General features: G+C 47.6%; 24 protein-coding genes and 1 pseudogene. 13 read left to right on the plus strand and 12 right to left on the minus strand.

What is annotated here, in order from left to right; all coding sequences use genetic code 11:
* Positions 1 to 813 (plus strand): SDR family NAD(P)-dependent oxidoreductase (locus Q0991_RS13800; RefSeq protein ID WP_299489316.1); only part of this gene is annotated, 813 nt, incomplete at its 5' end.
* Between the two features lie 189 nt (positions 814 to 1,002).
* Here Q0991_RS13800 and Q0991_RS13805 read toward each other — a convergent pair.
* On the minus strand, positions 1,003 to 1,890 hold the full coding sequence (locus Q0991_RS13805) for a DUF4437 domain-containing protein (RefSeq protein WP_299489318.1): 888 nt from the start codon (positions 1,888 to 1,890) through the stop codon (positions 1,003 to 1,005).
* Between the two features lie 236 nt (positions 1,891 to 2,126).
* Positions 2,127 to 3,482 (minus strand): carotenoid oxygenase family protein, encoded by a 1,356-nt coding sequence (locus tag Q0991_RS13810; RefSeq protein WP_299489320.1) that lies wholly within the window; start codon positions 3,480 to 3,482, stop codon positions 2,127 to 2,129.
* A 126-nt stretch (positions 3,483 to 3,608) separates the two neighbouring features.
* Between Q0991_RS13810 and Q0991_RS13815 the strand changes: the two genes are divergently transcribed.
* Positions 3,609 to 4,247, plus strand: coding sequence for a TetR/AcrR family transcriptional regulator C-terminal domain-containing protein (locus tag Q0991_RS13815; protein ID WP_299489321.1), 639 nt, complete (start codon positions 3,609 to 3,611; stop codon positions 4,245 to 4,247).
* A gap of 268 nt (positions 4,248 to 4,515) precedes the next feature.
* A pseudogene (locus Q0991_RS13820) lies at positions 4,516 to 4,977 on the plus strand (IS1 family transposase).
* Positions 4,978 to 4,994: 17 nt separating this feature from the next.
* Here Q0991_RS13820 and Q0991_RS13825 read toward each other — a convergent pair.
* The 5 genes from Q0991_RS13825 to Q0991_RS13845 all read right to left on the minus strand — a co-directional run bounded on the left by Q0991_RS13825 (position 4,995) and on the right by Q0991_RS13845 (position 9,724).
* Positions 4,995 to 6,182, minus strand: a complete 1,188-nt coding sequence (locus Q0991_RS13825) for a low temperature requirement protein A (protein ID WP_299489322.1) — start codon at positions 6,180 to 6,182, stop codon at positions 4,995 to 4,997.
* 90 nt (positions 6,183 to 6,272) lie between these two features.
* The gene (locus Q0991_RS13830; RefSeq protein ID WP_299489323.1) at positions 6,273 to 7,250 is read right to left on the minus strand and encodes an LLM class oxidoreductase; all 978 of its coding nucleotides are present in this window, start codon (positions 7,248 to 7,250) and stop codon (positions 6,273 to 6,275) included.
* Positions 7,251 to 7,425: 175 nt separating this feature from the next.
* Positions 7,426 to 7,830, minus strand: coding sequence for a nuclear transport factor 2 family protein (locus tag Q0991_RS13835; protein ID WP_299489324.1), 405 nt, complete (start codon positions 7,828 to 7,830; stop codon positions 7,426 to 7,428).
* On the minus strand, positions 7,830 to 8,675 hold the full coding sequence (locus tag Q0991_RS13840; protein WP_299489326.1) for an enoyl-CoA hydratase/isomerase family protein: 846 nt from the start codon (positions 8,673 to 8,675) through the stop codon (positions 7,830 to 7,832). Before Q0991_RS13840 ends, Q0991_RS13835 begins: the two co-directional genes overlap by 1 nt.
* Positions 8,676 to 8,737: 62 nt before the next feature.
* A complete protein-coding gene (locus Q0991_RS13845; RefSeq protein ID WP_299489327.1) occupies positions 8,738 to 9,724 on the minus strand; it encodes a zinc-dependent alcohol dehydrogenase family protein in 987 nt (328 codons plus the stop codon).
* A gap of 396 nt (positions 9,725 to 10,120) precedes the next feature.
* Here Q0991_RS13845 and Q0991_RS13850 point away from each other — a divergent pair, with 396 nt between their 5' ends.
* Positions 10,121 to 10,321, plus strand: a complete 201-nt coding sequence (locus Q0991_RS13850; RefSeq protein WP_299489328.1) for a DUF1206 domain-containing protein — start codon at positions 10,121 to 10,123, stop codon at positions 10,319 to 10,321.
* Here the strand turns inward: Q0991_RS13850 and Q0991_RS13855 are convergent.
* The 3 genes from Q0991_RS13855 to Q0991_RS13865 form a co-directional block, all read right to left on the minus strand.
* The gene (locus Q0991_RS13855; protein WP_299489329.1) at positions 10,304 to 10,867 is read right to left on the minus strand and encodes a hypothetical protein; all 564 of its coding nucleotides are present in this window, start codon (positions 10,865 to 10,867) and stop codon (positions 10,304 to 10,306) included. The genes Q0991_RS13850 and Q0991_RS13855 overlap by 18 nt on opposite strands.
* A gap of 63 nt (positions 10,868 to 10,930) precedes the next feature.
* Complete coding sequence (locus Q0991_RS13860; protein ID WP_299489330.1) at positions 10,931 to 11,251, minus strand: hypothetical protein; 321 nt, start codon at positions 11,249 to 11,251, stop codon at positions 10,931 to 10,933.
* 93 nt (positions 11,252 to 11,344) lie between these two features.
* Positions 11,345 to 11,521 carry a DUF1328 family protein gene (locus Q0991_RS13865; protein WP_299489331.1) on the minus strand — a complete coding sequence of 59 codons (177 nt, stop codon included), beginning with the start codon at positions 11,519 to 11,521 and terminating at the stop codon, positions 11,345 to 11,347.
* A gap of 560 nt (positions 11,522 to 12,081) precedes the next feature.
* Here Q0991_RS13865 and Q0991_RS13870 point away from each other — a divergent pair.
* The 5 genes from Q0991_RS13870 to Q0991_RS13890 all read left to right on the plus strand — a co-directional run bounded on the left by Q0991_RS13870 (position 12,082) and on the right by Q0991_RS13890 (position 19,772).
* Positions 12,082 to 13,368: a sensor histidine kinase gene (locus Q0991_RS13870; RefSeq protein ID WP_299489332.1), complete on the plus strand. Its 1,287-nt coding sequence runs from the start codon at positions 12,082 to 12,084 to the stop codon at positions 13,366 to 13,368.
* A gap of 5 nt (positions 13,369 to 13,373) precedes the next feature.
* Positions 13,374 to 14,021, plus strand: coding sequence for a response regulator transcription factor (locus tag Q0991_RS13875; protein WP_299489333.1), 648 nt, complete (start codon positions 13,374 to 13,376; stop codon positions 14,019 to 14,021).
* Between the two features lie 381 nt (positions 14,022 to 14,402).
* Positions 14,403 to 15,899 carry an efflux RND transporter periplasmic adaptor subunit gene (locus Q0991_RS13880; RefSeq protein WP_299489334.1) on the plus strand — a complete coding sequence of 499 codons (1,497 nt, stop codon included), beginning with the start codon at positions 14,403 to 14,405 and terminating at the stop codon, positions 15,897 to 15,899.
* The gene (locus tag Q0991_RS13885; RefSeq protein ID WP_299489335.1) at positions 15,899 to 19,156 is read left to right on the plus strand and encodes an efflux RND transporter permease subunit; all 3,258 of its coding nucleotides are present in this window, start codon (positions 15,899 to 15,901) and stop codon (positions 19,154 to 19,156) included. The genes Q0991_RS13880 and Q0991_RS13885 overlap by 1 nt, the downstream gene beginning before the upstream one ends.
* A 157-nt stretch (positions 19,157 to 19,313) precedes the next feature.
* The gene (locus Q0991_RS13890; protein WP_299489336.1) at positions 19,314 to 19,772 is read left to right on the plus strand and encodes a DoxX family protein; all 459 of its coding nucleotides are present in this window, start codon (positions 19,314 to 19,316) and stop codon (positions 19,770 to 19,772) included.
* Between the two features lie 153 nt (positions 19,773 to 19,925).
* On the opposite strand, the gene Q0991_RS13895 is transcribed toward Q0991_RS13890, so the two are convergent.
* On the minus strand, positions 19,926 to 20,207 hold the full coding sequence (locus tag Q0991_RS13895) for a hypothetical protein (protein WP_299489337.1): 282 nt from the start codon (positions 20,205 to 20,207) through the stop codon (positions 19,926 to 19,928).
* 628 nt (positions 20,208 to 20,835) lie between these two features.
* Positions 20,836 to 21,252 (minus strand): CsbD family protein, encoded by a 417-nt coding sequence (locus tag Q0991_RS13900; RefSeq protein ID WP_299489338.1) that lies wholly within the window; start codon positions 21,250 to 21,252, stop codon positions 20,836 to 20,838.
* A gap of 402 nt (positions 21,253 to 21,654) precedes the next feature.
* Between Q0991_RS13900 and Q0991_RS13905 the strand changes: the two genes are divergently transcribed.
* From Q0991_RS13905 to Q0991_RS25170, 4 genes are all read left to right on the plus strand, one after another.
* Positions 21,655 to 21,927 (plus strand): high light inducible protein, encoded by a 273-nt coding sequence (locus Q0991_RS13905; protein WP_299489340.1) that lies wholly within the window; start codon positions 21,655 to 21,657, stop codon positions 21,925 to 21,927.
* A gap of 93 nt (positions 21,928 to 22,020) precedes the next feature.
* Positions 22,021 to 22,164: a high light inducible protein gene (locus tag Q0991_RS13910; protein WP_299489341.1), complete on the plus strand. Its 144-nt coding sequence runs from the start codon at positions 22,021 to 22,023 to the stop codon at positions 22,162 to 22,164.
* Between the two features lie 315 nt (positions 22,165 to 22,479).
* On the plus strand, positions 22,480 to 22,965 hold the full coding sequence (locus tag Q0991_RS13915) for a Dps family protein (protein ID WP_299489342.1): 486 nt from the start codon (positions 22,480 to 22,482) through the stop codon (positions 22,963 to 22,965).
* Between the two features lie 30 nt (positions 22,966 to 22,995).
* The gene (locus Q0991_RS25170; protein WP_366524956.1) at positions 22,996 to 23,106 is read left to right on the plus strand and encodes a transposase DNA-binding-containing protein; all 111 of its coding nucleotides are present in this window, start codon (positions 22,996 to 22,998) and stop codon (positions 23,104 to 23,106) included.
* Positions 23,107 to 23,121: the final 15 nt, after the last annotated feature.

Below are 23,121 nucleotides of genomic sequence, written 5' to 3' on the forward strand. Positions count from 1 at the left end.
GCTGCTGGAATGGCCGACGCAGGTTATCACGTCGTAATGGCTTGTCGAAACCAGCTAAAGGCTGAAGCTGCCAAGCAGAAACTTCAACAGCAACTAGCCGACGCGCAACTCGACGTCATGATTGTTGATCTCAGTGATCTTGACTCAGTTCGCGATTTTGCCAAACTATTCCGCGCCCGTTATTCGCATCTCGATGTATTGATTAACAACGGAGGCATTCTGCTTTACTCGGCCCAAACAAATGCCACCGGTATCGAACTACAATTTGCGACGAATCATCTTGGCCACTTTCTCTTGACCGCATTGCTGATCGACATAATGCCGAATGAAGCCTCTTCACGCGTCATATCACTTAGCAGTGTTGCCCACAAAGAGGCACAGATTCATTTCGATGACCTGAGCTGTGGCGGAGATGGCGGTATCGCATACGGTCAGTCAAAGCTTGCTTGCTTGATGTTCTCTGATGAGCTGAATCGGCGATTGCGTGCAGTGAACAGCCGAATCCGATCGATCCCAGTACATCCCGGCGGATCAGATTCGGGACTCTTCAAGGAGATGAGTCAAGAACAATACGACAGCCTCAAGGGGATGTCCCAATACATCCATTCCAATGCAGATGCCGCCAAGCCAGCACTTTTTGCCGCGCTCGATGCGACAGCAGAGGGGGGGACATATTATGGTCCCCAAGGATATGAGGAATTGAGCGGTCCAGTCGGCCCGGCACAGCGATTTGCTTACTCAAAGCGCGCAGATATCGCCACTGAGCTATGGACACGATCAGAAGACCTGACGGGGCAGAGATTCTCGTTATAAGGAATAAGAACATATCAATGAAAACCGTCTCCCGCAGCCTTAGTTCCAGCGATAACATGCCTGCTTATTTCGCTATGGGATACCCGCTTCGGTACTCATTGGCAGGCGCGACGACGGTATTTTGGGTTCCGAGCTCTGACTCTTGCTAATCCTGATCGTCTGTGTCATTTGGTACGGTTACTGCTTGGGCTATGACGAAACGACGTTATATTTGCCCTGAGCGCGCACATAGATGACGCATTCCTCCTTGGCTGTGCACGAAACTTTATGCGCCGTCTCTCCCTCTGAGCCAAAATAGCTGCCTGGTTCCAGGGTGTTGGTCTGACCTGAGTGGAGGCTGGGTTGCCCTTGAACCACGACAGCACGGAAGGTTGAGTTGTGGCTCTGTATTTCTCCCGTAAATTCGGAGGGCAGCTTGATCAGAGTGCCGTTTAACTGGTCATCCTGGGGGTTACCCCAGAGAAAGGCGACCTTGGCTCCATTAATCGAGGCTGGCATTTCAGGCTGATCGACCCAGGTAATATTCGACGCATTTAGCCAAACCAGATTCGATTTATCGACGTTAAAAGGCCGTTCACCATTATCAAATGCTGCTTCCGGTGGGCGGACAAGATAGGGGCCTTCCTCAATCTCTATATACGCCAGGTTATTACTATCGTCGGCAGCGGTAACGTGCACTTCTCCAGCAGGTTGTGTCCAGAAAGAGCCTACTGGCAACCACATTTTATTCGCATCCGGATCATCGTTGTGAAGGAGGCCATGAATAACCATGCCCTTATAGGTGACATTGTGAATATGAGGGGGCGACGAGAAGCCGTCCACAAACTCAACCAGAAATCCGGACGGCCCTGAGCCAGTGCGGTCGCCCCAAAGCTGACCCGCCTTCGGGCTTTGGTCGCCACGGGCGGGGTTGAGCGGCCCCCACGGAACATCAGACTTCAAGACGATCTCGGTGGCAGATGCAGCCTTGGGGTTTGGATCAATGCTTTGGGATGCAACCATCGTGTTGCCCAGGATGGTGACAACGAAGGCAAGCGCAAGGATGAGAAATATTTTGATGTTCTTGATGTTGAGCATTTTGATTTCTCCAAGCGTGTTATCAATAATATTTTGTAGATGTGGTGTTTGAGGTATGTAGGGAACGACACCTAATTCTGGAAAGTCCTAAAAGTATTCTGGGAGAACTGACATTTAATTTTGGCGTATACAACTGTTTCCTAAACAGGATCTGAGTCTGTTAGTGCAAGCTCCTTATCTATTAGCGCTTCAGAATGAATACATTCAGAAGTCGCTTGTTAGTTCCCCCATCATCTTTATGCCGCCACCCAACTGCCGTGGAAGGTGAGGGGAATATGGTGGTCGAACCAGCACCTCGCCTGTTCCATCATCGATTCAGTCTCGATGACACTGATGTAGCTCTGATCAGCTTTGGGATCGTAGACAAGTGGAAGTAGCCACCCCTCATGCTCGTGATCTAGACGAGGTGCGAATACTGCTTCCGACGCAATATGGCCAAGATCCATCCGTGTGGATGTCTCTTTACCATCCTCAAGACGGATAATGCTATTACGCAAAGCACCATTCTCAGAGGCCTGGGTGACGGAAAACACTGTGCGATGCTCAGCTCCTCCAGTTCTAGGATGTACGATTGGGAACTCAGATTTTCGCTCGGTCAGATGTTCCAGATCAAAAGTTCCTCGTTCCACATCGATCCTAGCTCTCGTCAATGGACCTCCTGGGGATGCAGTGTCTGCGCCTACAGCCGCCTCAAACTCCATCCAAAAGTTGTCGTAGTAACAGAAATCCGCATAAATCATGTTGTCGCGCTCGAATCCGTTGGCGAAGTGGAACACGTGGAAGGGAGGCACGTTAAAGCGCGTCACCTTTTCTGGTGCATCGATCGGAACAACAATTACCTCACTACCTCTTTCAGGCTCCCAGTGAGCAAGATCTTTGAATTCACCAAGACCGAGGCGTAACCGTTGACCGTCTAAACGAATGGGAGAGATGAATAGAACTAGATAGTTCGGTGTAGCTATAAAATCATGCACGAAGGTGGTGTAGCTCAGTGGGACTTCGCCAAGCTTGCGAGGTAAACCCCGGTCGGGCAGTTCGAATAGGTCAATTCGTGGTTCTCGCCTGTTAACCACCCCAAAATTGTAGAGCGCCTTCCGAACCTCCACCCGATGAGGATGAGCAGAGAACGTGTTCGGAATCACGCCATTGAGTGTGGTTTCCTCACGGACATATAGAGTTTCAGGATCGACTCGGACTGGACGGGCTAACTCATAGAGAGCCCACAATTCTCCGTTCTGTGGGATGACATGTGTGTTAGCAACGTTTTTGAGTTTGCCTTGTAGTCCACTAATTAAATTCGCGACCTTTGGAGCCGCAGGACTATAAAGAGCTTTTCCCGCAGCAGCTTCTTCCAGCATCTCGCGAGTTTGCAGGATCCGAGCCGCACCAGTAATAATGCCATCCGCAAACCTAACTCCTACAAGTCCTCCATTACCCTGAACGATGTCGGGAATGAAGGCTCCTTGGGACTCACGGGACAATGGTCCGCAGCGATACAGCGTGCCGCTGAGGTCTCTGGGAAGGTCCCCCTCAACGCGAAGTGGGTTCCAGTCGTGTTCTTTGGTCAGGCTACGATTCATACCAGTCAGCATAAGATTCTCCAATGTACGGCTTGAATAACCTGGTCGTTATTTGGATTGCATGTCATAAAGTTTTCGTTTTAACTTAACTTTACTATACCGTATAGTAAAGTTAAGTGCAACATGTAAAATTTGGGTATGAATAACACTAAAAAATTTCCACTTCGTACTCAGAAAGCCCGCTCTACAAGGCAGCGGATTCTCGGCGTTGCAACTGAACTTTTTCTCGCGATGGGATACTCGCAAACGAGTTTGGAAAAGGTCGCCACAGAAGCACAAACCACGAAACCGACGGTCTACAGCCATTTCAAATCAAAAGCGGGGCTGTTCGAGGCTGTGATCAATCAACATGCCGAACAGGGAAGTGTTGTTTTCAAAAAACTGCTGATTCCAACCAATGACCCAGAAGACGATCTGATTCGCTTCGGGGATGTATTTCTGTCGTTCGTTCTATCTCCAGACCAGACTTATTGGAACCGATTGGCTACGGCTGAAGCGATTGCGCATCCGGAAGTGGGCGAGGCGTTTTATCAGGCGGGACCCGCTCGCGCCATCCAGCAACTGACCGATTACGTTGCTAGTCAGGCGAAGGCGGAGCTGCTTGAGGTTGAGAATCCACGTCGCGCCGCAGAACAACTCATTGGTTTAATGCTGGGGGTGGATTTGCTACAAACTCAGATCGGCAAGGAACCACCTGGAAAATCTGCACTTAAAACCCAATGTCGTGAAGCCGTGGCAATATTTCTCGCTGCATATGGAACCAGAACAAAAGGATGACTGATGTTTACCTCTATGCGTTGGTGATTATGTGCCTATGGGTCATAACGAAGTAGGGTACTAGCTATTGGAAAATCAGTTCACAAGGCTGAAAACCTTGTGATGATTGCATTACAACCTTTGAGATCTATAAATTCAAGGTTTCTACTCAGCAAACTGACCTTGATCGTTGTCAAAATATTGGCCTGAAGCAGCCGAAAATTCGGTTGTGCCTCAATAAAGTGTAGGTTGTCTAGAATAGAACTTTTCCTCTCCTGCTAAAGTGCCTATGCAATGCCCACTGTGCAGTCATTCTAAAGTGTATAAATATGGCAAAAATAGTGGTTTGATATTGACCTATCGGGTCGGCAAACATACCGACTCATTATTGGATGAACTAATGAGCAGCACTGAAGGCAAGACTGATTGCAAGAATTGGAATAGTGATGAGTGGGGTGGTTATGAGCGTATCCTAACCCCAGAGATTAGCCACTACATCGGTAAAGACCGAACACAACGCTTGGAGCGCACCAATGGGATTGTCCGTCAGTAAACAGGAAGATGGCATCGCCATCAGAGTAAGTTTGGCAAAGTCTGGGACCAAACAAAGGTTACAGCTCGGTTAGTGGTAGGTTACTTCAATTGGCTTTGGACTCACAGTCGCCTGAAAACAACAGCAGCCCAAAGAGCAGGATTAGCTGATTGTGCATGGCGTTGGAATGATATGCTTTACTACCCCACAACTGTTTGAGGCACGACCGATTATTCTTAGCTTTTTAGTTTCGCTTCAGAATTATTAGCAACGCTTAACCTAAATGATAGACAAGCAATTAATAACACTAATGAAAAAATTGGCTGATAGGGTAACAATGCGCTCAAGCAAATCAATAAAGCAAAAAAGAGTAAGCAGGAGCTATTCAAATTATTTAATTGATAGCGATCTCGTACTAACCATAAACCGATTACGTATAAAGCGAGAGGAATTGTAACTGCCCAAGCTGCAGTTGTTAGTGATAAGTGTTCCTCAGAAGAATGTGTTGCATTCAACACGTCTACCATAAGGTTTAAACCTGCTCCCGTCGCCGCTCCTGATGCAAATACGACGAAATGACCATATGCCCAAACAAAAGTACGTTTATTTTCTATACTTTCCAAATGCTCTTCTTCACAAAAATAAAGCCACCACATAGTGAAAGAGATCGCTGCACTGCTGATCGCTAGAACCATCAGAGAAGGATTAAAATCACCACTAGTAGCTGCTTCAATAGCATGAACGCTACTAAGCAAAATTTCTCCTAAAACAATAATATTCAGTAAACCAAAACGTTCAATAACATGATGACGATGCCAAGGGGTATTTTTTGCTTGTCCCGCATACCATGGAAGAAAGAGTTCTGCAGCAATAGCAATTGCTACTAAAATAAAAAATATCATGCTCCAAGGCTCTGTCATAAAGACGATATATGCCCAAAAACTCTGGATTATTATTTGTCCTATGACATTCCTTTGCACCGTAACTTTTAGTTGAGGACTCTTATTTTTAATTCTGAGCCATAAAACAGCAGCGGCACTTCGCAAAACCAGATAGCCAATGAATCCATAGAGAATTGCTCCACCTTGAAAAATAGTAGGAATACTGGCTGCCACCAACATAATGCCAATCATCATCACCATCACATTGATACGATAAGCAGCATCATCGTTATCAAAGCCACTGGCAAACCAGGTAAACAAATTCCAAGGCCACCACAAAATAAAAAAGGCTAGGAGAAATTTGATGATTCCCATCACAAAATGACCTTCACTTAACTCATGAGTCAATCCATGGGCTGAAGTTGCGATCGCAATTACTACTACTAAATCAAAAAGTAGTTCTAGTTGAGTAGCAGCGCGATAAGGTTCATGGGGATCCCGAGCTACAAGAGAAGAGAAATAGTTTTTCTTGGGTAAAGGCATAAAGTTTAACAGTTATGGCACAAATATTTAAACAGGTAGAATACCTAAAGCCCTGTAATCAAAATTGTTTTTGACATGGTTTTAGCCGCGTCAATTATTTCCATTACTAAAGTCTGGCAATATATCATCTGCCAGTTTTTTTAGAGTTGTGGTCACATCGGCCTTGTTAAAGCGCAGGTTGAGGGCGACGTGATTAATGCCGATTGCCTGGCGGGACTTGAGATAACTTTTCAGGTGTTTAACTCCCAACCTTAGCCCTAGATGAATTGGTAAAGGAGGAGTATCGGGATCTTCCACCAGATCTATATATAGAGGTTCCATCACGGGTTGATTGGATCTGCCTGCTGCGGTGATTTGCGATCGCCAATCAGCAATTATTTGGGCTTGCATTGCCGTATTGCGGGGAAAGAGCATCCAACCGTCACCATTTTGGGCGATCCAGTTAGTCTCTTGTTGGCTGCCTCCTGTAATTAACAGTGGTAGTTTCCCAGATGCTGGTTTGGGTAACATATCCATGCCACCGTAAGGCTTGCCATAACTATTCTCGAAAACTGGTGTATCCTCGCTCATGCGCTGGATATACCCAAAACTCTCGCGAAACCGTTTACCGCGATCGCTATAGGATAAATTAAGAGCGGGATATTCTTCCGGGCGATCGCCTGAAGCCACCCCAAGAATAACTCTCCCTTCAGACAAGACATCCGCGGTGGCAGCAGCTTTAGCAACATGAGCAGGATGTCTTAACGGTAAGATAACGCTAGCAACCCCCAGAGCAATTTTTTCAGTCTGACCAGCTAGTAAGCCTAAATAAACAAACGGATCATAAGTCTGACCAGCATCCCCAAATGAGGGTACGTTAAAAGGAACGTCCCGTAACCAGACCGCAGAGAACCCAAGTTTTTCCACCAGCTGCACCCGTTCAATATGATCTTTCATCGTTGGCACAGCCCCCATTCCATAAGTCTCGATAGGCACTACCAGACCAAGGCTTAATCGATTGGAACGAAATACGGAATTGTATCCCCGATTAATTGGTTTGAACTGGTTTTTTTCGATAGATTTGAGCATGGTAAACTCCCTTCACAAGTGCTTTGGTGATCAGGGATAAACTGCTCTCAGATAGAAGCCTGTAGTTTTAGAAAACTGTCTGAAAGCCTCTCTGTTCAAAGGCTACAGTCAAGTATCTCTTCGAGAAAAAACATGGCTTTTAAGATTAGAGCCGTTTATGATTACCCTAATACTGTTAGTTGTCAATAAATACTGGCTTTACATGAAGAGTATCTAGATACTCTCGAAGAGAAGTAATTTTGCCGTTGGAGAGAACCACTAGGAAGTGATAGAAATTGTTATAAACAATTCCATTACTCTTCACGGCATAAGACTCCATTTCGAGCGCGACGCGATCGCCTTCGGCAGTCCAACCGGTTGGCGTTAACCTCATTCCGTCCGGAAAGGCTGACTTAACATTTTCAATCATCTCACCGATCATTTGCTTGTCCATTTCACCAGACATGGGCAAGCCGCCTTCACGCCCCATCGCTCGCCAAATGGCTACATCATCAAGCAATTCAAGGGCTCCTGCCACATCTGCCGCAGAAAATTTTTCAAAAAACTTGCCGACAATTTGTTTATTTTGCTCAGTGCTCACTAGTTTATTTCCTGAACTTGCATAACCAAATCATTCCAGTTGCGCTGGTTTTCCATGTCATGCTCCATGCCTTTCTCATCAGCAATGGTAAAACGCTTAATGGCAGGGGTCTTGCTGGTTGCTTGATAGAGCCAGTAAGCTTCTGCCTTGAGGGCTTCATCAATTGGCTTGTCAATGGACTCATAAACCGCCTGCTTACAGGCATTGATGGACTCTGCTGGGAATTTAGAAATACGCTTGGCTAGCTTTTCAACATAGGGACCTATTTCATCTGGTTCGAGTGCTTTGTTGATTGTGCCGTATGCTTCGGCTTCGTCCGCATCAAAGTCACGGGCGCTGAGGATAATTTCCAATGCCCGACCCAGTCCGACCTGACGTGCCATACGGGATGCACCACCACCGCAGGGCAAGATACCCATGCCGACTTCCATCTGCATAAACTGAAATTTCCCCCGTGCTGCGAAACGCATATCACAAGCGAGGGCAAATTCATGACCGCCACCGCGTGCGAAGCCTTCGAGTTTGGCGATGGTAGCTTGGGGTAACTTGCTGATGCGTTCACAAACAGATTGTAGATCCAGCAACTTAGCTTCTTCGCGGGAGACGGCTTCCGTCGACATATCCTTTAATAGGTTTGTGTCGTAGTGGCAAACCCAGATTTCTGGATGGGCTGACTGGAAAACAACGACTTTGACTTCGCGATCACGTTCCAGCAATATCGCAAGGCTATTTAGATCGGCCAACATGGGCAGACCTTGAACATTAACCGGGGGATAGTCGAAGGTGACCCAGGCGATCGCATTTTCAGTTTTAACGTTGAAAGTAGTGAAATTGTCGTAGTTCATTCTGTATCTCCTGTCTTTTCAATAAATTGGCGAGAATTCAGTTGTGTCAGTAGTTTCCCCTGTTAGTTTTCAATGACAACTTTGCCCATTGCTTGTCGGCTTTCCAAACGAGCATGTGCCTGTCCTGCTTGTTCGAGCGCATATCGTTTCTCATCAAGTACGGGCTTTAATCCGCCTGACTCGACAATCTGAGCTATGCTCCGAAGGATTTCCCCGTGTTGTTCGCGTTTGAAGTTGTGCAGCATCGGAATGAGCATGAACACAACATGCAGTGATAACCCTTTGAAGTGGGCCAACGTCAAATCCAGCTCACACAGCGAAACCGTTGATGCCACTTGACCATTAAGTGCTGCTGCTTCAAATGAATTAAGCATGTTTGCACCACCAACAGAATCGAAGACCAAATCAAAACCGTTCCCATTCGTGTGTTTGGCAACGTACTGTTCAACCGATTCCGTCTTGTAGTTGATGCCGGTTGCACCCAGTTTTTCGATTAGGGCCAACTGTTTGTCACCACCTCCTGTGGAATAGACATCGGCACCAAAGTGTTTCGCTAGTTGCAGAGCAACATGGCCAACGCCACCAGAACCTCCATGCACAAGAACTTTTTGGCCTTGCTTGATGCCCGCACGGGTTAGCCCTTCGTAAGCCGTAATGGCAACTAGCGGCAAGGCAGCGGCTTCACGCATCGACAAGTTTTTGGGTTTGTGGGCGATCAGGTTGGCATCCGCCACCATGTAGTCAGCCAGCGTGCCCGGTAAGTCTGCCAGTCCACCTGCACAGCCGTATACTTCGTCGCCCATTGCATAGGTTGATACATCCTCGCCAACAGCCTCGACCGTCCCGGCAAAGTCCATGCCTAGAATCGCGGGCGTATCCGGCGAAAGTGGTAACTCCTTTCCCATCGTACGAATCATCGTATCGACCGTATTCACACTCGATGCCGCGATCTTCACGAGGACATGTCCCGCTTTGACTTGAGGTTTTTCGATTTCTGCAGGTTCAAACGTCGCGTCTTCGCCGTACGATTTTATGAGCATTGCTTTCATGTTTAAGTCTCCAATTGGTTATGATTTCGTCCGTAGTGCTGTGTTTACCCAAGTAGGTCAGTGGGACCGAGCTAAGGCGCATCTACCCCAAATTCGACAAGAAAGTTTTTCGCTGAAATTAGCCCTACATCCGAATAACCAATCGTTTTCATTGCGATGCCTCCTTTCAATCCGTGAGAAACCTTGTCTGCATCATAATTGTTCGTAAAAGAATGATAAATAGGCTTTTTACGAAATCATAATTTGGATATTTTTCATAATGGAGATTCTGTGGCTCCGTTTGTTTCTGAGAATTGCAGAGCTTGGCGGCGTTACGGCGGCAGCAAATGATTTATCACTTTCATCAACAAGTGCGAGTGATTGTTGCTGTCTCCTGTGGCATTTTGGTCTTGATGGGTGATAATCCAGGCTGCGTATGAGTTTGATGCCAATAAAGTGCGAACGTCTGAGGAAATATTGGAGCCCCTCAAACAGCAACCCTACGGACCAGGCTTGTTGGCACTGGTGGCCGTAGGGTTGATGGCTTACGGAATCCATATGGGACTCCAGGCTCGGTATCGTCAGATTAAGCTACCAGACCTAAGGGGCGGGTGCTGAGGATTCAGTAGATTCTTCACTGGTTGAGGGGGCAGAAGAACCAGTGGGTTCAGGAGAAGAGGCTTCTGAATTAGAAGACGGTACCGTCTCTTGACTGGAAGGATTCGTGGGTTGAGGAGAAGCAGGCTGGGTTTGGATAATGGTGGGTGGAGCAGCGGGTATTTCGGTGCGTTCGGCTGCCGGTGGATTGGGCAAGGTGATGTTGATATCAGGCGGTGTTGAGGGTTCAGAGGGCTGAGCAGGGACCACTGTGGGCGTCACTTCGGTGTTCTGACGGTTCGTCAAAATGTACCAAGCTAAAATCCCAAGTCCGAGGAAAGTGGTTGCAATCACCCCAACCAAGAGTCCGCGAGCGGCATTATCGTTATCTCGAATTTTGAGTTGGCGATCCATTTCGAGCCGGGCTCGTTCCAATCGTGCTTCCATCGCTGGATCATCACTGCTTACAGTTTCGCGATGTTTACGCATAGACCCATCAGAGTGATCGATGATGATTTTTTCATCGGATGACGGTTGGGGATATGGACGGTTTGTAGAATGTGTCATAAAGGTTACTTCCGATTACTAAAGGACAGTGCATCTCTCAATGGGGAACATAGGATAGAGCGCCTAGCTGTCAGAGCTGGATTCAGTGTTCTCATTACTGGGGTTTGGGATATCAATGTCAGGTTTAGGTAGATTAATCTCTGGTTTGGGGACATTGATGTTGATGTCTGGTTGGGGAGCGTCCGGTTTGGGGACATTAATCACATCCGTATCTCCCGTTGATGGTTGATTGGTTTGGGCAAACACAAGCCATCCGCCAATTCCCAATACCGCGACGGCAAAAATGCCCACAAATAGTCCGGTTGCTGGATTACTTTGATTTGCTCGACTTCCAGCTGCATAGCCCTGTTCGTAGCGAGCTTGTTCTTTTTCTAATTGATTCATAGGGTTTCCTTAACGTTCGGTTTCAGTGTATGGGGACCGATAGGGGGGCATCATCTTCCCAAAGTAGGAACTGGGGAGGTGACCGTTCTCCCCCTAAAGGTAGAGATAAGTCTGTCCTGGATGCGGCTGGATAGGGACTAAACCCGTTTGGTCAGGCCAAACAAGAATGAAACGGACGATAAAAATGTAGAACAAGATCTTTGCGATCGCAGCAGCACCGACAGCAATACCACTAAACCCAAGAAAGGCGGCAATTAAGGAAACTACCAAGAAGTGGTGACTAAAATGATCTCAAATACCGTGTAAATTCTGGTCTTTATTGACAGTGGTGGGGGATAGCTTCTAGCCGTTGAGAGCATTAGATAATGCATAGGAGAGTAAAAGTAGACCGCAGGTAAAGGCAACGGCAATTTCTCTCACAGTTTGAGTAAAGAGTGTTTGGATCATAAGGGCAATCACTTGCCTGTAATCGAATGAGCCCCGCCTGAAATGGGCCGACCGTAAATCACAGTTCCCAATCAATCGCCTTCGACAATATCAGCTTGAGATGTGGATAGGGTAGTCGTTTCGGCCACCCTATTTTCTTTGAAATCATACTGCCCTATCTACTGCTGATACTGGATGTCAAGCGCCTTGTCATCCCCAAAGCTAATTTAATCATCATCTGGATGACTACATTTGCTGAGCATGAAAGAAGCTGCAGGCTATGTCATGTCCCATATGGCTAAAAATTTATAGGCCATTAGTCATAGGCCAAATGGCTAGGATTGCCAAACATTAAATAGAGCAACTATTCTAGAGCTGACACCCCTGCACGCTGATCATTGCCAATGGCTCAGGGTTCAAATCTTCTTTATCAACGATACCGCTCCATTGCATTAGCGGTATATATCTGTGTGCTGTTTGCAGGTCTTATAGATTGGCTGGATGGTGGTTTAGGCCCCCGTTCCATCATCACAGCCCCTGACAGCCTACGTTTTTTTGTCTTTGCCAGCACCGTTCTTGCACTGATAGGGCTAGAACTCTGGACGTTAGTCAACGGAACCCATTCCCCGACCAGCAAGAAGCGTTTCTTACTCTTGTTTTTGGTCAGGTTAGCGCTGTTTTCAGGTGCTTGTCTGATCACTGATCTGCATTACTCGAAAATTCTGTTTTTACCCATTCTTTTATACGGATACTTTACGGTCAGCCAACAATTGAGTTATGTCATTGCTCTTTTAGGAGTTGCCATCCTATTTGTCCTCAGTGCCGCCAATATTGGCGGGATCAGACCATCACCACCATTAGGTGTATCAAGATTAGGCGGTCTGATTGACAGAAGTACTGGCTCACTGATTGCCTTATTATTCACGCTCCTGTTGGCCCAAGCCATGTCCGAGGCTATCCAGGTTCAACAAAAGCTTACCCATTTATTGCAGTCTCTCGAATCTTCTCATAGACAACTTCAAGCTTATGCCAGCCGCGTTGCTGACTTAGCAGCGACAGAAGAACGGAACCGATTAGCACGGGATATTCACGATACCCTGGGACATCATTTAGCTGCGATTAACATTCAACTAGCAAAAGCCAGTGCTTATCGAGAGCGAGATTCTGACCGGGCCTATGAAGCGGTTAAGCATGCCCAGGAAACTGTACAAGATGCTCTCAAGGATGTACGTGCATCCGTTAGCAGCTTGCGTCAGGAAGGAAAACCGTTTTCTTTTCAAGCTTCTCTAGAAGAATTGATCCGACGCATGGATCATAGCGATCTTGATATAACGTTGAACCAAGCCGGAGAGAGTATGAACTACAGCAGTCTTAAGCTGATGACGTTGTATCGGGTGCTCCAAGAAGGGTTGACCAATATACACAAGCACACCAATGCCAGCCAAGCCCGAATCCACCTTAATTTCGGTCCTCAACAGATCACCTTAGAACTGATGGATAATGGTTTGGGATTCGATGTCGTTGCCTGGAAGTTGCAGAACAATCAACAAGCCACTCACGGCTTAATTGGCTTACAGGAGCGACTCAGTTTGGTGGGTGGAACCCTCGACATCACTAGTCAGCCCCAAGGTACAACGCTCGCCATCAGTATCCCCCAGGATCCTCCCCAGATCAGTTACCGGGCCGAGTAAATTACATGGCTATTCAAATTTTGTTGGTTGATGATCAGTACCTTATCCGAGAAGGCATTTCCTCCTTGTTAGAACTGGAAGAGGATCTGGAGGTGGTGGGGATGGCTGCCAATGGTAAAGAGGCTATCGAACAAGCCATTGACCTGAACCCCAATATTATCCTGATGGATGTCAGAATGCCTGAACTAAATGGGGTTGAGGCAACGGCTCAAATCAAGCAATCACTCGCCAATTGTCAAATCATTATGTTGACCACATTTGATGATGAAGAGCTAATTGTACAGTCACTACTGGCGGGGGCTTGTGGTTATCTCATGAAGGACATTCCTCCGCACGATCTCGTGCAAGCGATCAAGCTGGCTGATTCGGGCGTGTTTCAACTCGCGCCTGAGGTTGCAGGCAAACTAATTGGTTCACTCAAAACTCAACGCCATGGCGAAGTCCCTAAATTTCCAACTGATACACCACTGACAACGAGAGAACTCGAAGTACTAAAGCTACTCGCTAAAGGCAACACAAATAAAGAAATTGCCAAAGCTTTTAACTTGAGTGAGGGAACCATCAAAAACCACGTTTCCAATATTTTAATGAGACTTGAACTCAGAGACCGCACCCAGGCAGCCGTCTATGCAGTAGAGCATGGCTTAAGCTGAGGACAGGTTGTATTATCGTCCTAACCACCTATTGAACCCCGTCAACTCTCAATCTACTGGTACTTTTTACCTAGATGGAACTATGTCAAAAGAGCTAGGTGATTTATGTCGATAGACCCTAGCAATGCTCGATAGAAATCTCATACAATCTAGCTAGACTCCTTAAAGCGTTGATTGTTTTGAGCCGATCTACCGATCAATCATCCGTATTCAGAAACTGTAAACGTTATGCGGTGTAGCGGTTACTCCACTTCTTAATTTGAACTATCCATTATTTTTACTATCAATCAGCGGGTGGACTGATTAACACTCCATTTGGCCTGTTGCCACTCAATCCATGCAGTACATCTGGGGAGTGTCAGTGCGAGGTGAAGGTGAAGTATGTATTTGAATCTGAGATCGCACGGATTAGGGTTGGCAATGATGGTATTGCTATCGGCCTGTACTGTGCAAGCGGCGGATGATGCCAAGACGTCCAAAGGTCGTCCCAAAACCGCTGCAGTGGATGTTGCGATCGCAAAACCGAATCCAGAGCAAATCCTGGAATCCTTTACGGGGACGACGGCACCAATCCAAGAAGTGATGGTGCGATCGCAAGTGGATGGACAGCTGCAAAAACTAGCGGTAGAAGTTGGTGATCGGGTCGAGAAAGGACAGATCCTGGGACAACAAGACGACGGGGTACTCACAGGTACGGTCAACACCGCCCGTGCTGAACGAGAAGCTCAGGTAGTCGATGTTGCCAAAGTCCGGAGTCAAGTGGGTGCAGCCAAGGCCAACGTTGAACAAGCCCGTCTCGCCCTAGTTCAAGCGCAAGGGAATGTTCTGCAGTTGCAAAATGCCGCCCGCGCCAATATTGAAGCGGCCCGGCTGGAAGCCCAACAAAACCGTCAGGATGCAGATCGATTAACGCAACTGGCCAAAGCAGGGGCGACCTCCCAGCAGGAGGCAGAACAGGCCCGCACCTTAGCCCAGCGAACTCAGCAAACCTTGGTGAATACTCAAGCCAACAGTGTCCAGGAAATCACCCAGGCTCAAACCGCCGTCAAAACTGCCGAACAAGCCTTACAGGCTGCCATCGCCCAAGTAGATATTGAGCAAGGCACCGTGAATGCAACCCAACGACGGGTCTATGCCCAGCAATCTGTGCTCAACCAAGCCCTAGAGCAGCGCTCCTTTACAGTCCTCACAGCCCCCTTAACTGGCGTCGTTATGGAGCGCTTCAGCGAAGCAGGCAATCTCTTACAGACCGGCGATTCGATTCTGCGTCTCGGGGATTTCAAACAGATTAAAATTACGGTTCAAGTCCCTGCCAGGCTGTTGTCTCAACTGCGCAAGGGACAACCGGCCAAGATCACTCTGAATGCCTTTCCCCAACAAAAGTGGTCTGGCAAAATTACTCGTATTTCGCCCCTCGCCAACGCCACATCGCGGTTGTTACCCATCGAAATTGTGATGGATAACCTCGGCAAAGTCAGCGGTGGGCTCCTGGCTCGCGTCAGCTTTGTTCAACCGCAACAAAATCGGATTTGGGTACCTGAGGCCGCCTTACAGACCAGTCAAGCTCGTAAGGGTTCATTTTCCTCCAAACCCAAACAGCCGTCTTCTGATCGCACCTCAGCCCAGCAGCGTCCGCAGCCATCCACTGATCGGAACAAAGCCTCAGCCACTCTGTTTGTGCTTGACAAAGCTAGTCCCCAGCCTCGCGTCAGTGCCCGTCCAGTCCGGTTGGGAGCCCAGCGCAATGGACAGGTGGAAATTCTTCAAGGGCTAACCCCAGGCGAATCCTTCGTCAGCCGTAGTAGTCAACCCCTCAAAGACGGCGCCACCGTCCGTCTGAGCGCCATTTCAGAATCTTCATCCTCGGTGCACCCCTAATGGATCGGCCTTCCTTTAGCTTCAGTACCCTCTCCATCCGTCGGCATATAGGCGTATTGATGCTGACGCTGACCATCGTGGTGTTGGGCCTGTTTTTTCTCTCGACCTTGCAAGTGGACTTACTGCCATCCATTACCTATCCCCGGATTGGGGTGCGCTTAGAAGCACCCGGTATTTCCCCCGATGTCGCCGTGGATGAAATTACCGACCCCCTAGAAGAAGCATTGCTGGCGACAGAAGGGGTGGTGCAAATTTACTCCCGAACCCAAGAAGGTTCTGTCAACGTTGACCTCTATTTTGAACCCGGTGGCAATATTGACCAAGCCCTCAACGATGCCACTGCGGCCCTTAACCGCGCCCTTAATGATCTCCCCGACATGATTGAGCAGCCGCGTCTGTTTAAATTTGACCCCTCACAATTGCCCGTCTATGAAATGGCCCTGACCTCACCCGGTCTAGACGACTCAGAACTCCGAGTGTTTGCAGAGGAAACCCTGAGCCGCAAGTTGGGGCTCGTGCCTGGCGTCTCATCCGCTGAAGTCTCTGGGGCCGCAGAGGAAGAAATTCGGATCAATCTTGACCTCAATCGGATGCAGACCATCGGTGTGGGTATCACGGAGGTTCTCGACGCCCTGAGCGCCCGCAATCAGGATATTTCAGGAGGGCGGATCCTAGGACGGCTAAGCGAACCGCTCACGCGCACGATGGGGCAATTTCAGTCCGTCGATGAGATTGAATCCCTGATTCTGACTGTAGCTGCTCCTTCCTCTGCCAATGAAGCGGCTGGCGCTCCCCTCTCAACCACTCAGCAGGCCCTCCAGGGCGACCAACAGGTTTACCTCCGAGATATTGCCGAGGTTGTGGATGGAGCGGCGGAACAGCGGGTGTTTGTCAATCTCAATCAAACGCCTGCGGTTAAAATTAGCCTGCAAAAACAGCCCGATGCCAATACCGTAGCGGTGGTGGATGGTGTCAAAGCCAAGCTGGCAGAGCTGACTCAACGAGAGATTATTCCTGCCGAGATGGTGATGATTCCGACCCTGGACGAGTCCCTCTTTATTCGCAATGCGATTCGGAATGTTGCCATCTCCGGTCTGAGTGGGATGGTGCTGGCGGCCTTGGCGGTCCTGCTATTCTTGGGGTCTCTACGACAGACCCTGATTATTGTGCTGGCCATTCCCTTAGCCACCCTCACCGCCATTATTTTGATGCGGCTGTTTGGTCTCTCTATGAATGTGTTTAGTTTAGGCGGCTTAGCTCTGGGTGTCGGCATTGTTGTGGACAACGCCATCGTCATGCTGGAGACCATTGTCCAGGGCACTCAGCCCCCCGTCTCGCAGAATGGATATTCCCCGCAAGACCAAATTCTCAGACAGGCAGAACAGAGCAGCCGTCAAGTGGAATCGGCTCTGGTGGCCTCCACAAGTACCAACTTGGTGGCGGTCTTACCGTTTTTAATGATTGGTGGCTTTATTGCCCTCCTCTTTAATGAACTTCTCCTCACCATTAGTTTTGCCATTAGCGCCTCAATTCTAATTGCCCTAACGGTCGTGCCGATGTTGGCCTCGCGGTTATTGATGATTCGCAGATCGAGCCGAATTGGTCAAACCTGGCTGTTAGTGCAGTTCCGAGACCGGTTTGAGCGCGCGACCTTGAGCTATTGTCGGGGGTTAGGATGGGTTTTGAAATGGCGATGGCAAGTGGTGGCAGGCGCGATTCTGATCCTCGGCAGCAGCAGTCTGGTGATGCTAGGGCAAATTCCGCAAGAGATTTTGCCGCCGATCAATACAGGACAGGCCTCATTGGTGGCTCAGTTCCCCGTGGGGACGACCTTAGAGCAGAATCGCCTCGTCATGGCTAAGGTGGAAGCTATTTTGGCGAAACAGCCAGAGACTGCCTACGCGTTTATAACGGCTGGGGGGTCTATCCGAGGGACGAATCTCAGAGAAAATCCGTTGCGGGGGTCGGGTTCGATTACCCTAAAGCCCAACACTGACGTGGAGGCTTATACCCAGCAGGTTAGCCAAGCGATTGACCAGCTGAATTTGGTTGATACTCGCATCCGTGTTTCTCCGGGGCAGGTGCGCGGATTAATTACCAGTAATTCGCCGATTCGAGGAGCTGATGTGGATGTGCTGTTGCAGGGAGAAGATCCACAGCAGCTCAGCCAAGCAGGACGACAAGTGTTAGGCGCTCTGAGTGAGCAAGTGACGAGCGCGCGGTTTCGACCTGATAATGATCCAGACCAACCCGAACTGCAAATTTCCCCTGACTGGGAACGGGTTGCGGCCCTGGGCCTGTCTGCTCAACAGATGGGTGAGACGATTCAGACGGCTGTGGAGGGTTGGGTGCCTACCCAACTCCAGAAAGGAAATCGTCTGATTGATATTCGCGTTCAGCTGGATCCAAAATCCCTGCGAACGGAAGAGCAGCTGGCTCAACTCCCCTTGTTCACTGAGGGCAATCAGTTTGTGCAGCTTGCGGATGTGGCCAAGATTGCGCTAGGAGCTGCCCCTCTAGAAATCCAGCGGATTAATCAGCAACCCGTTTACTTAGTGGGGGGTAACTTAGCCGAAGGAGCGCGGTTAAGTGACGCCCTGGCGGAGGTGGAGTCGGTGTTAGCAACCCTAACCCTTCCAGACGGCGTGTCTCGATTACCCAGCACAGCGGCGCAGAGTAATCGAGCGTTACAGCAGGCACTGCAAACCTTAGGGGGACTGGCGGCATTTCTGGTCTTCGTGGTGATGGCCGTGCAATATAACTCGCTGATCGATCCCCTCGTGATTTTGTTTACAGTTCCCTTGGCCCTGTCGGGCGGTATTTTTGGGCTCTACATTACCCAGACGGCTATCGGGGCCACGGTGATAGTGGGGGTGGTTCTGTTGGTGGGGATTGTCGTCAATAACGCCATCATTATGGTGGAGTTAGCCAACCAGATCCATGGCCAGTCCAGGCAAGATCGCCAAGCTGCGATTTTGCAGGCAGCGCCTCAACGCCTCAAGCCCATTTTGATGACCACCATGACCACCGTGCTGGGGATGCTTCCCCTCGCCCTCGGCATTGGTCAAGGGTCAGAGTTTTTGCAACCCTTGGGCATTGTGGTGTTTGCTGGACTCTCCTTAGCCACCTTGCTTACCCTGTTTATCATTCCTTGCTTTTATGTGACTCTCCATAATGCCGGGCACCCGCAAAAAGGCCCTTCAAGCAAGATCAAGACATTACCTTTCCATCGTCTTTTGCAACGGCTGCGTTCTTGAACGATAGTCTCTCTATGCCTGCAGTTTTGAAGTTTAGTGAGGATCTGCCCATGATCAGCTCCTAAAAAATGATGACTCAGCGTTAGAGATTGGGCTAGCGACTGATTGCTCCCCTCTCCTGATGATGGCCCTCACTGTACTGCTTTAACTGAGAACAATGACTGACTATCCTAGAACTTTCAAGTTGAACCGAACCGATTTTGCGATCGCATACGTACTCCTTCGCCTTCTGATCGGCGTCAATTTCCTCAATCACGGCCTCACACGGATCGGCAATATCCCTGGTTTTGTCGAAAGTATGGTGAAAACGATGGAGACGTCGTACTTCCCCGAACCCTTGGTGCGCATCAACGCCTTTTTAGTTCCCATTGTTGAACTGATTGTGGGTGGACTCCTAATCCTTGGTTGGCGAACGCGTATTGCGCTGATAGTTACCTCAAGCCTGATGGTGATCCTAATGCTCGGGGTGACTGCAGTCCAGAATTGGCAAGCAGCAGGGGACCAGCTGGTCTATGGTCTAATCTTATTCATCCTTTTAGCTTGTCGCAGTTTCAATACGGTTTCCGTGGACTATTGGCTCGCCAAAAAAACAGCCCCATCAGAGCGATCTCAGTAAGGGGGGTCCCCCGTTCGAGTTAAATCAAAAAAGTGGAGAAAAGCACTGTGTAATCACAGCGTTCTTTTCTCCACAAAGGTGTGAGGTTAATGGTTTAGTGCATCTCCTAGGATCAGATAGACCCAATGAGGTTGCTATGACAAGGTTTTAATATCATCTAAAGATGTAATATCCGGGCATCCAAACCCGTCTTCCCCGTCGAGTGGTCCATCGCCCCTCGACCCATTGTCGACGCTGACGGCGAATGCGACGAGCTCGTCGAGTGTTTGCCCGAGGATAGACACGACGGGAGTTTCTTCGCCCCTGCACAGCTGAACGGCTCTGTCCACTAAAGACGGGCACCTTAATGGTCACATCTGCTGAAGCAGGTTGTGCCACCATCGGCGTTGTCACCAGTGGCAGTATGGTGAGTGCTGTAAGCATCAATTTTTTCATTAAAATGTCCTCAAAATGTTTCAGATACTCATCAACCAAGGATTATTTTTTTCTGAAGGTAGCTATGGCCTAATAGCAAGTATTATTGACCCAAAAATAATTTTGGTAGGGTCAACTCCTGCTTTCTGAAAATTAGACTTTCCCTTCAATGTCATTTTGTTGATATCTCATCACACCTGCAGCATAGGTGTAATTTAGATGGGTATACAAGGATCTAAGGTACTAATTTTTCATGCCCTATAGTCCTATTATTTATTGATTGGTTTTCTGCTGATCAATCCCTTGAACGTCACCCAGTAAATGATTTATGGGATTGAAGTCCGTTCAATTTAAATGTAGATGATGCAATTAGCTTCAGCTTTTTAAATATAGAAAAAATGGTTGCCAAAATGTTTACAAGTACTGTGCAAATCCTGGCCTCTATTAACAGTGACGCAGGGTAGCTTCTAGCTGCCAAAAGCACTAGGTAATGCATAGAAAAACAAGAGCAGACCGTAGATAAAGGCAACGGCAATTTCTCTAGCAGTTTGCGTAAAGAGTTTTCTGAGCATGAGGGCAATAACCTTTCTGTACTTGAATTAGACCAATCTGAAATGGGCCAATCAGAAGTCAGCCCCAATGCGATAGGTTAGTCAAACAATTCTTTCACTGCATCTTGGGCATCTTCCGCTGCAGATTCAATATTTTGTTCCAGATTGCCAATGGCGTTTTGAGTTCGTCCTATGTCTTGTTTGGCTTTCCCTGGAACTTTCTTGAACGCGCTTTGCGTGGTCTGAATATCTTGTTGTGCTTTACCTTGGGCTTGTTTAACGGCACCTTCTGCTTTGGTGCTGGTGCCGCTGCCGAAGGTCTTATCGATATCGGTTTTGGCCATATTATCCAATTGTTCGGCCCGACTGGAGCCAAATAAAGCCATCAGTTGAGGCTGATTCGGTGCTGCGATCGCATCTATGGGAAGTGCCCCTAAACTGCTGATTAAGATCGAAAAAGACAATACCAATGTATAGGTGACTTGGCGGCAAACATGAATAAAACTAGGATGCATATTCTTCTCCTTAATCATTTGATCTATGCAAAATTCTGAGTGGATTTCTACTCATATCTACCCTGAGAGATTGAGCGGCTGAATCTCCCCTAGGATCTAAATAAAGTAAGGGTATCTCTCTCGAAAGATAGAGCTTTTATTATCTATGCGCGTCTGTCGCGAGTAAAAAATAAAACTAGATATTACGTGAGCTGAGGAGGTTTTATATCTCGGTTTTAGAGTTAATTTAAGTGCTTATATATAAAACCTCTCTTGAAGCTTTTGGCCGTTGATTAGTGCTATTGGTCACCCATTCGATATAAGCATTCGGATCCGCTTTATGTCTTAATGCTGATGCTGGATGAGTCTTGCTTGCTAGATACTTAAGACATCGAACGCAAGTATTATCACGGAGTCTTATTTATGAGTAATGAGCATTTATCTGCTGTATTAATAGAAGAACTATCATCTGAAGAAAGAGAGAAAGGTTATGTTAAGGATGAAGCTGGCTTAACGAATAAGTTTGCAGTTGAACCCGAACCATATGCTGCTGAGCCAGGCGAAAGACCAGAAGATTTCTTCGGATTTACCCTCTTTGCTGAAACCTTAAGTGGACGAATCGCGATGATTGGCTTTGACTTACTAGTACTCACAGAAGTCTTGACTGGTAAGGGGATTATCCACTTATTGGGGTAAGTCGATCTCTGGAGATTCTTACTTGGTAAATCGAGATTGACTTAAAGGATTTCTCGAACAAAATCATCAACGTTTATTAGGAGCATCGTAATTATGGAACACCGAAAAGCAAAACTTGGCTTTACTCAGTTTGCTGAGACTTGGAGTGGTCGTCTAGCGATGATGGGATTTACCCTCTCAATGATTGCTGAATTAATCACTGGTCACGGTCTTTATAATCACCTCTTGGCCTTATAGTGACCGTATATTCAACAAAATAATTGAAGCTCTGTTGTCTCTTGCTTGAATGTTTTCTTAAGTATTCAATCAGAATGTCTCAGTTCTTAGCTGTGTAAGGATAGAGTTTATTCAAGATAGTCTAGGTGTTAGATAAGACTCTAATGTCTGGGCTATTTTTTATGATTAGCAGGTATAATATTATTTGCAGTTTGAAATTACTTAATTCTATGTCTTGCGATTGATGACTGAACAAAGAAATCATCCTTGCGATGGATTTATGGAAGAAGATTATTTGATTGATTAGAGGAAGGAAAGAAAAAATGGATAATACATATGCGACATTACAATATTGGTTTAACTACTGAACAACGCCAAGGGGTTATTCAACTTTTAAATCAAGATTTAGCTGATTTATATTTACTTGTCATTAAGACCAAGAAATATCACTGGGATGTCGTAGGTCCCCAATTTATGACCCTTCATCAATTTTGGGAAGAACAATATGAAACCCTGACCTCCAATGTTGATGCTTGTGCAGAGCGAATCCGATCATTAGGTGGATATCCGCTGGGGACTGCCAAGGGTTTTCTGGATAACTCAACAATTAGTGAACATCCAGGTGACTTGCCTACTGCGACGGATATGGTAGCTCGTCTAGCACACGATCATGAGCAGGTCATCCGTAATTTGAGAGAGCATATCGATCACTGTTCTGGGCAATTCCATGATGAAGGAACGGCGGATTTCTTGACCTATGCCTTACCCACAAGTCTTGAAAGCATGGTGATGATGATGTTTGAGGCATGCGATAAAGTGTAGCCTAACCTCTAACATAGGAAACCGAATATCATGCAAACATGGGCTGCTCAGGAATTGGGAACATCCAACCTAGGCGACGCTCGTCTCAACAGACGCTTGATAGAGATTGTTGATTCAAGACAGGTTGAGTGCTCAGCCTAATGCAAGTATTCCACA

Origin of the sequence: Acaryochloris sp. IP29b_bin.137 (assembly GCF_028285745.1) — a bacterium.
In the GTDB taxonomy this organism is placed as follows: domain Bacteria; phylum Cyanobacteriota; class Cyanobacteriia; order Thermosynechococcales; family Thermosynechococcaceae; genus Acaryochloris.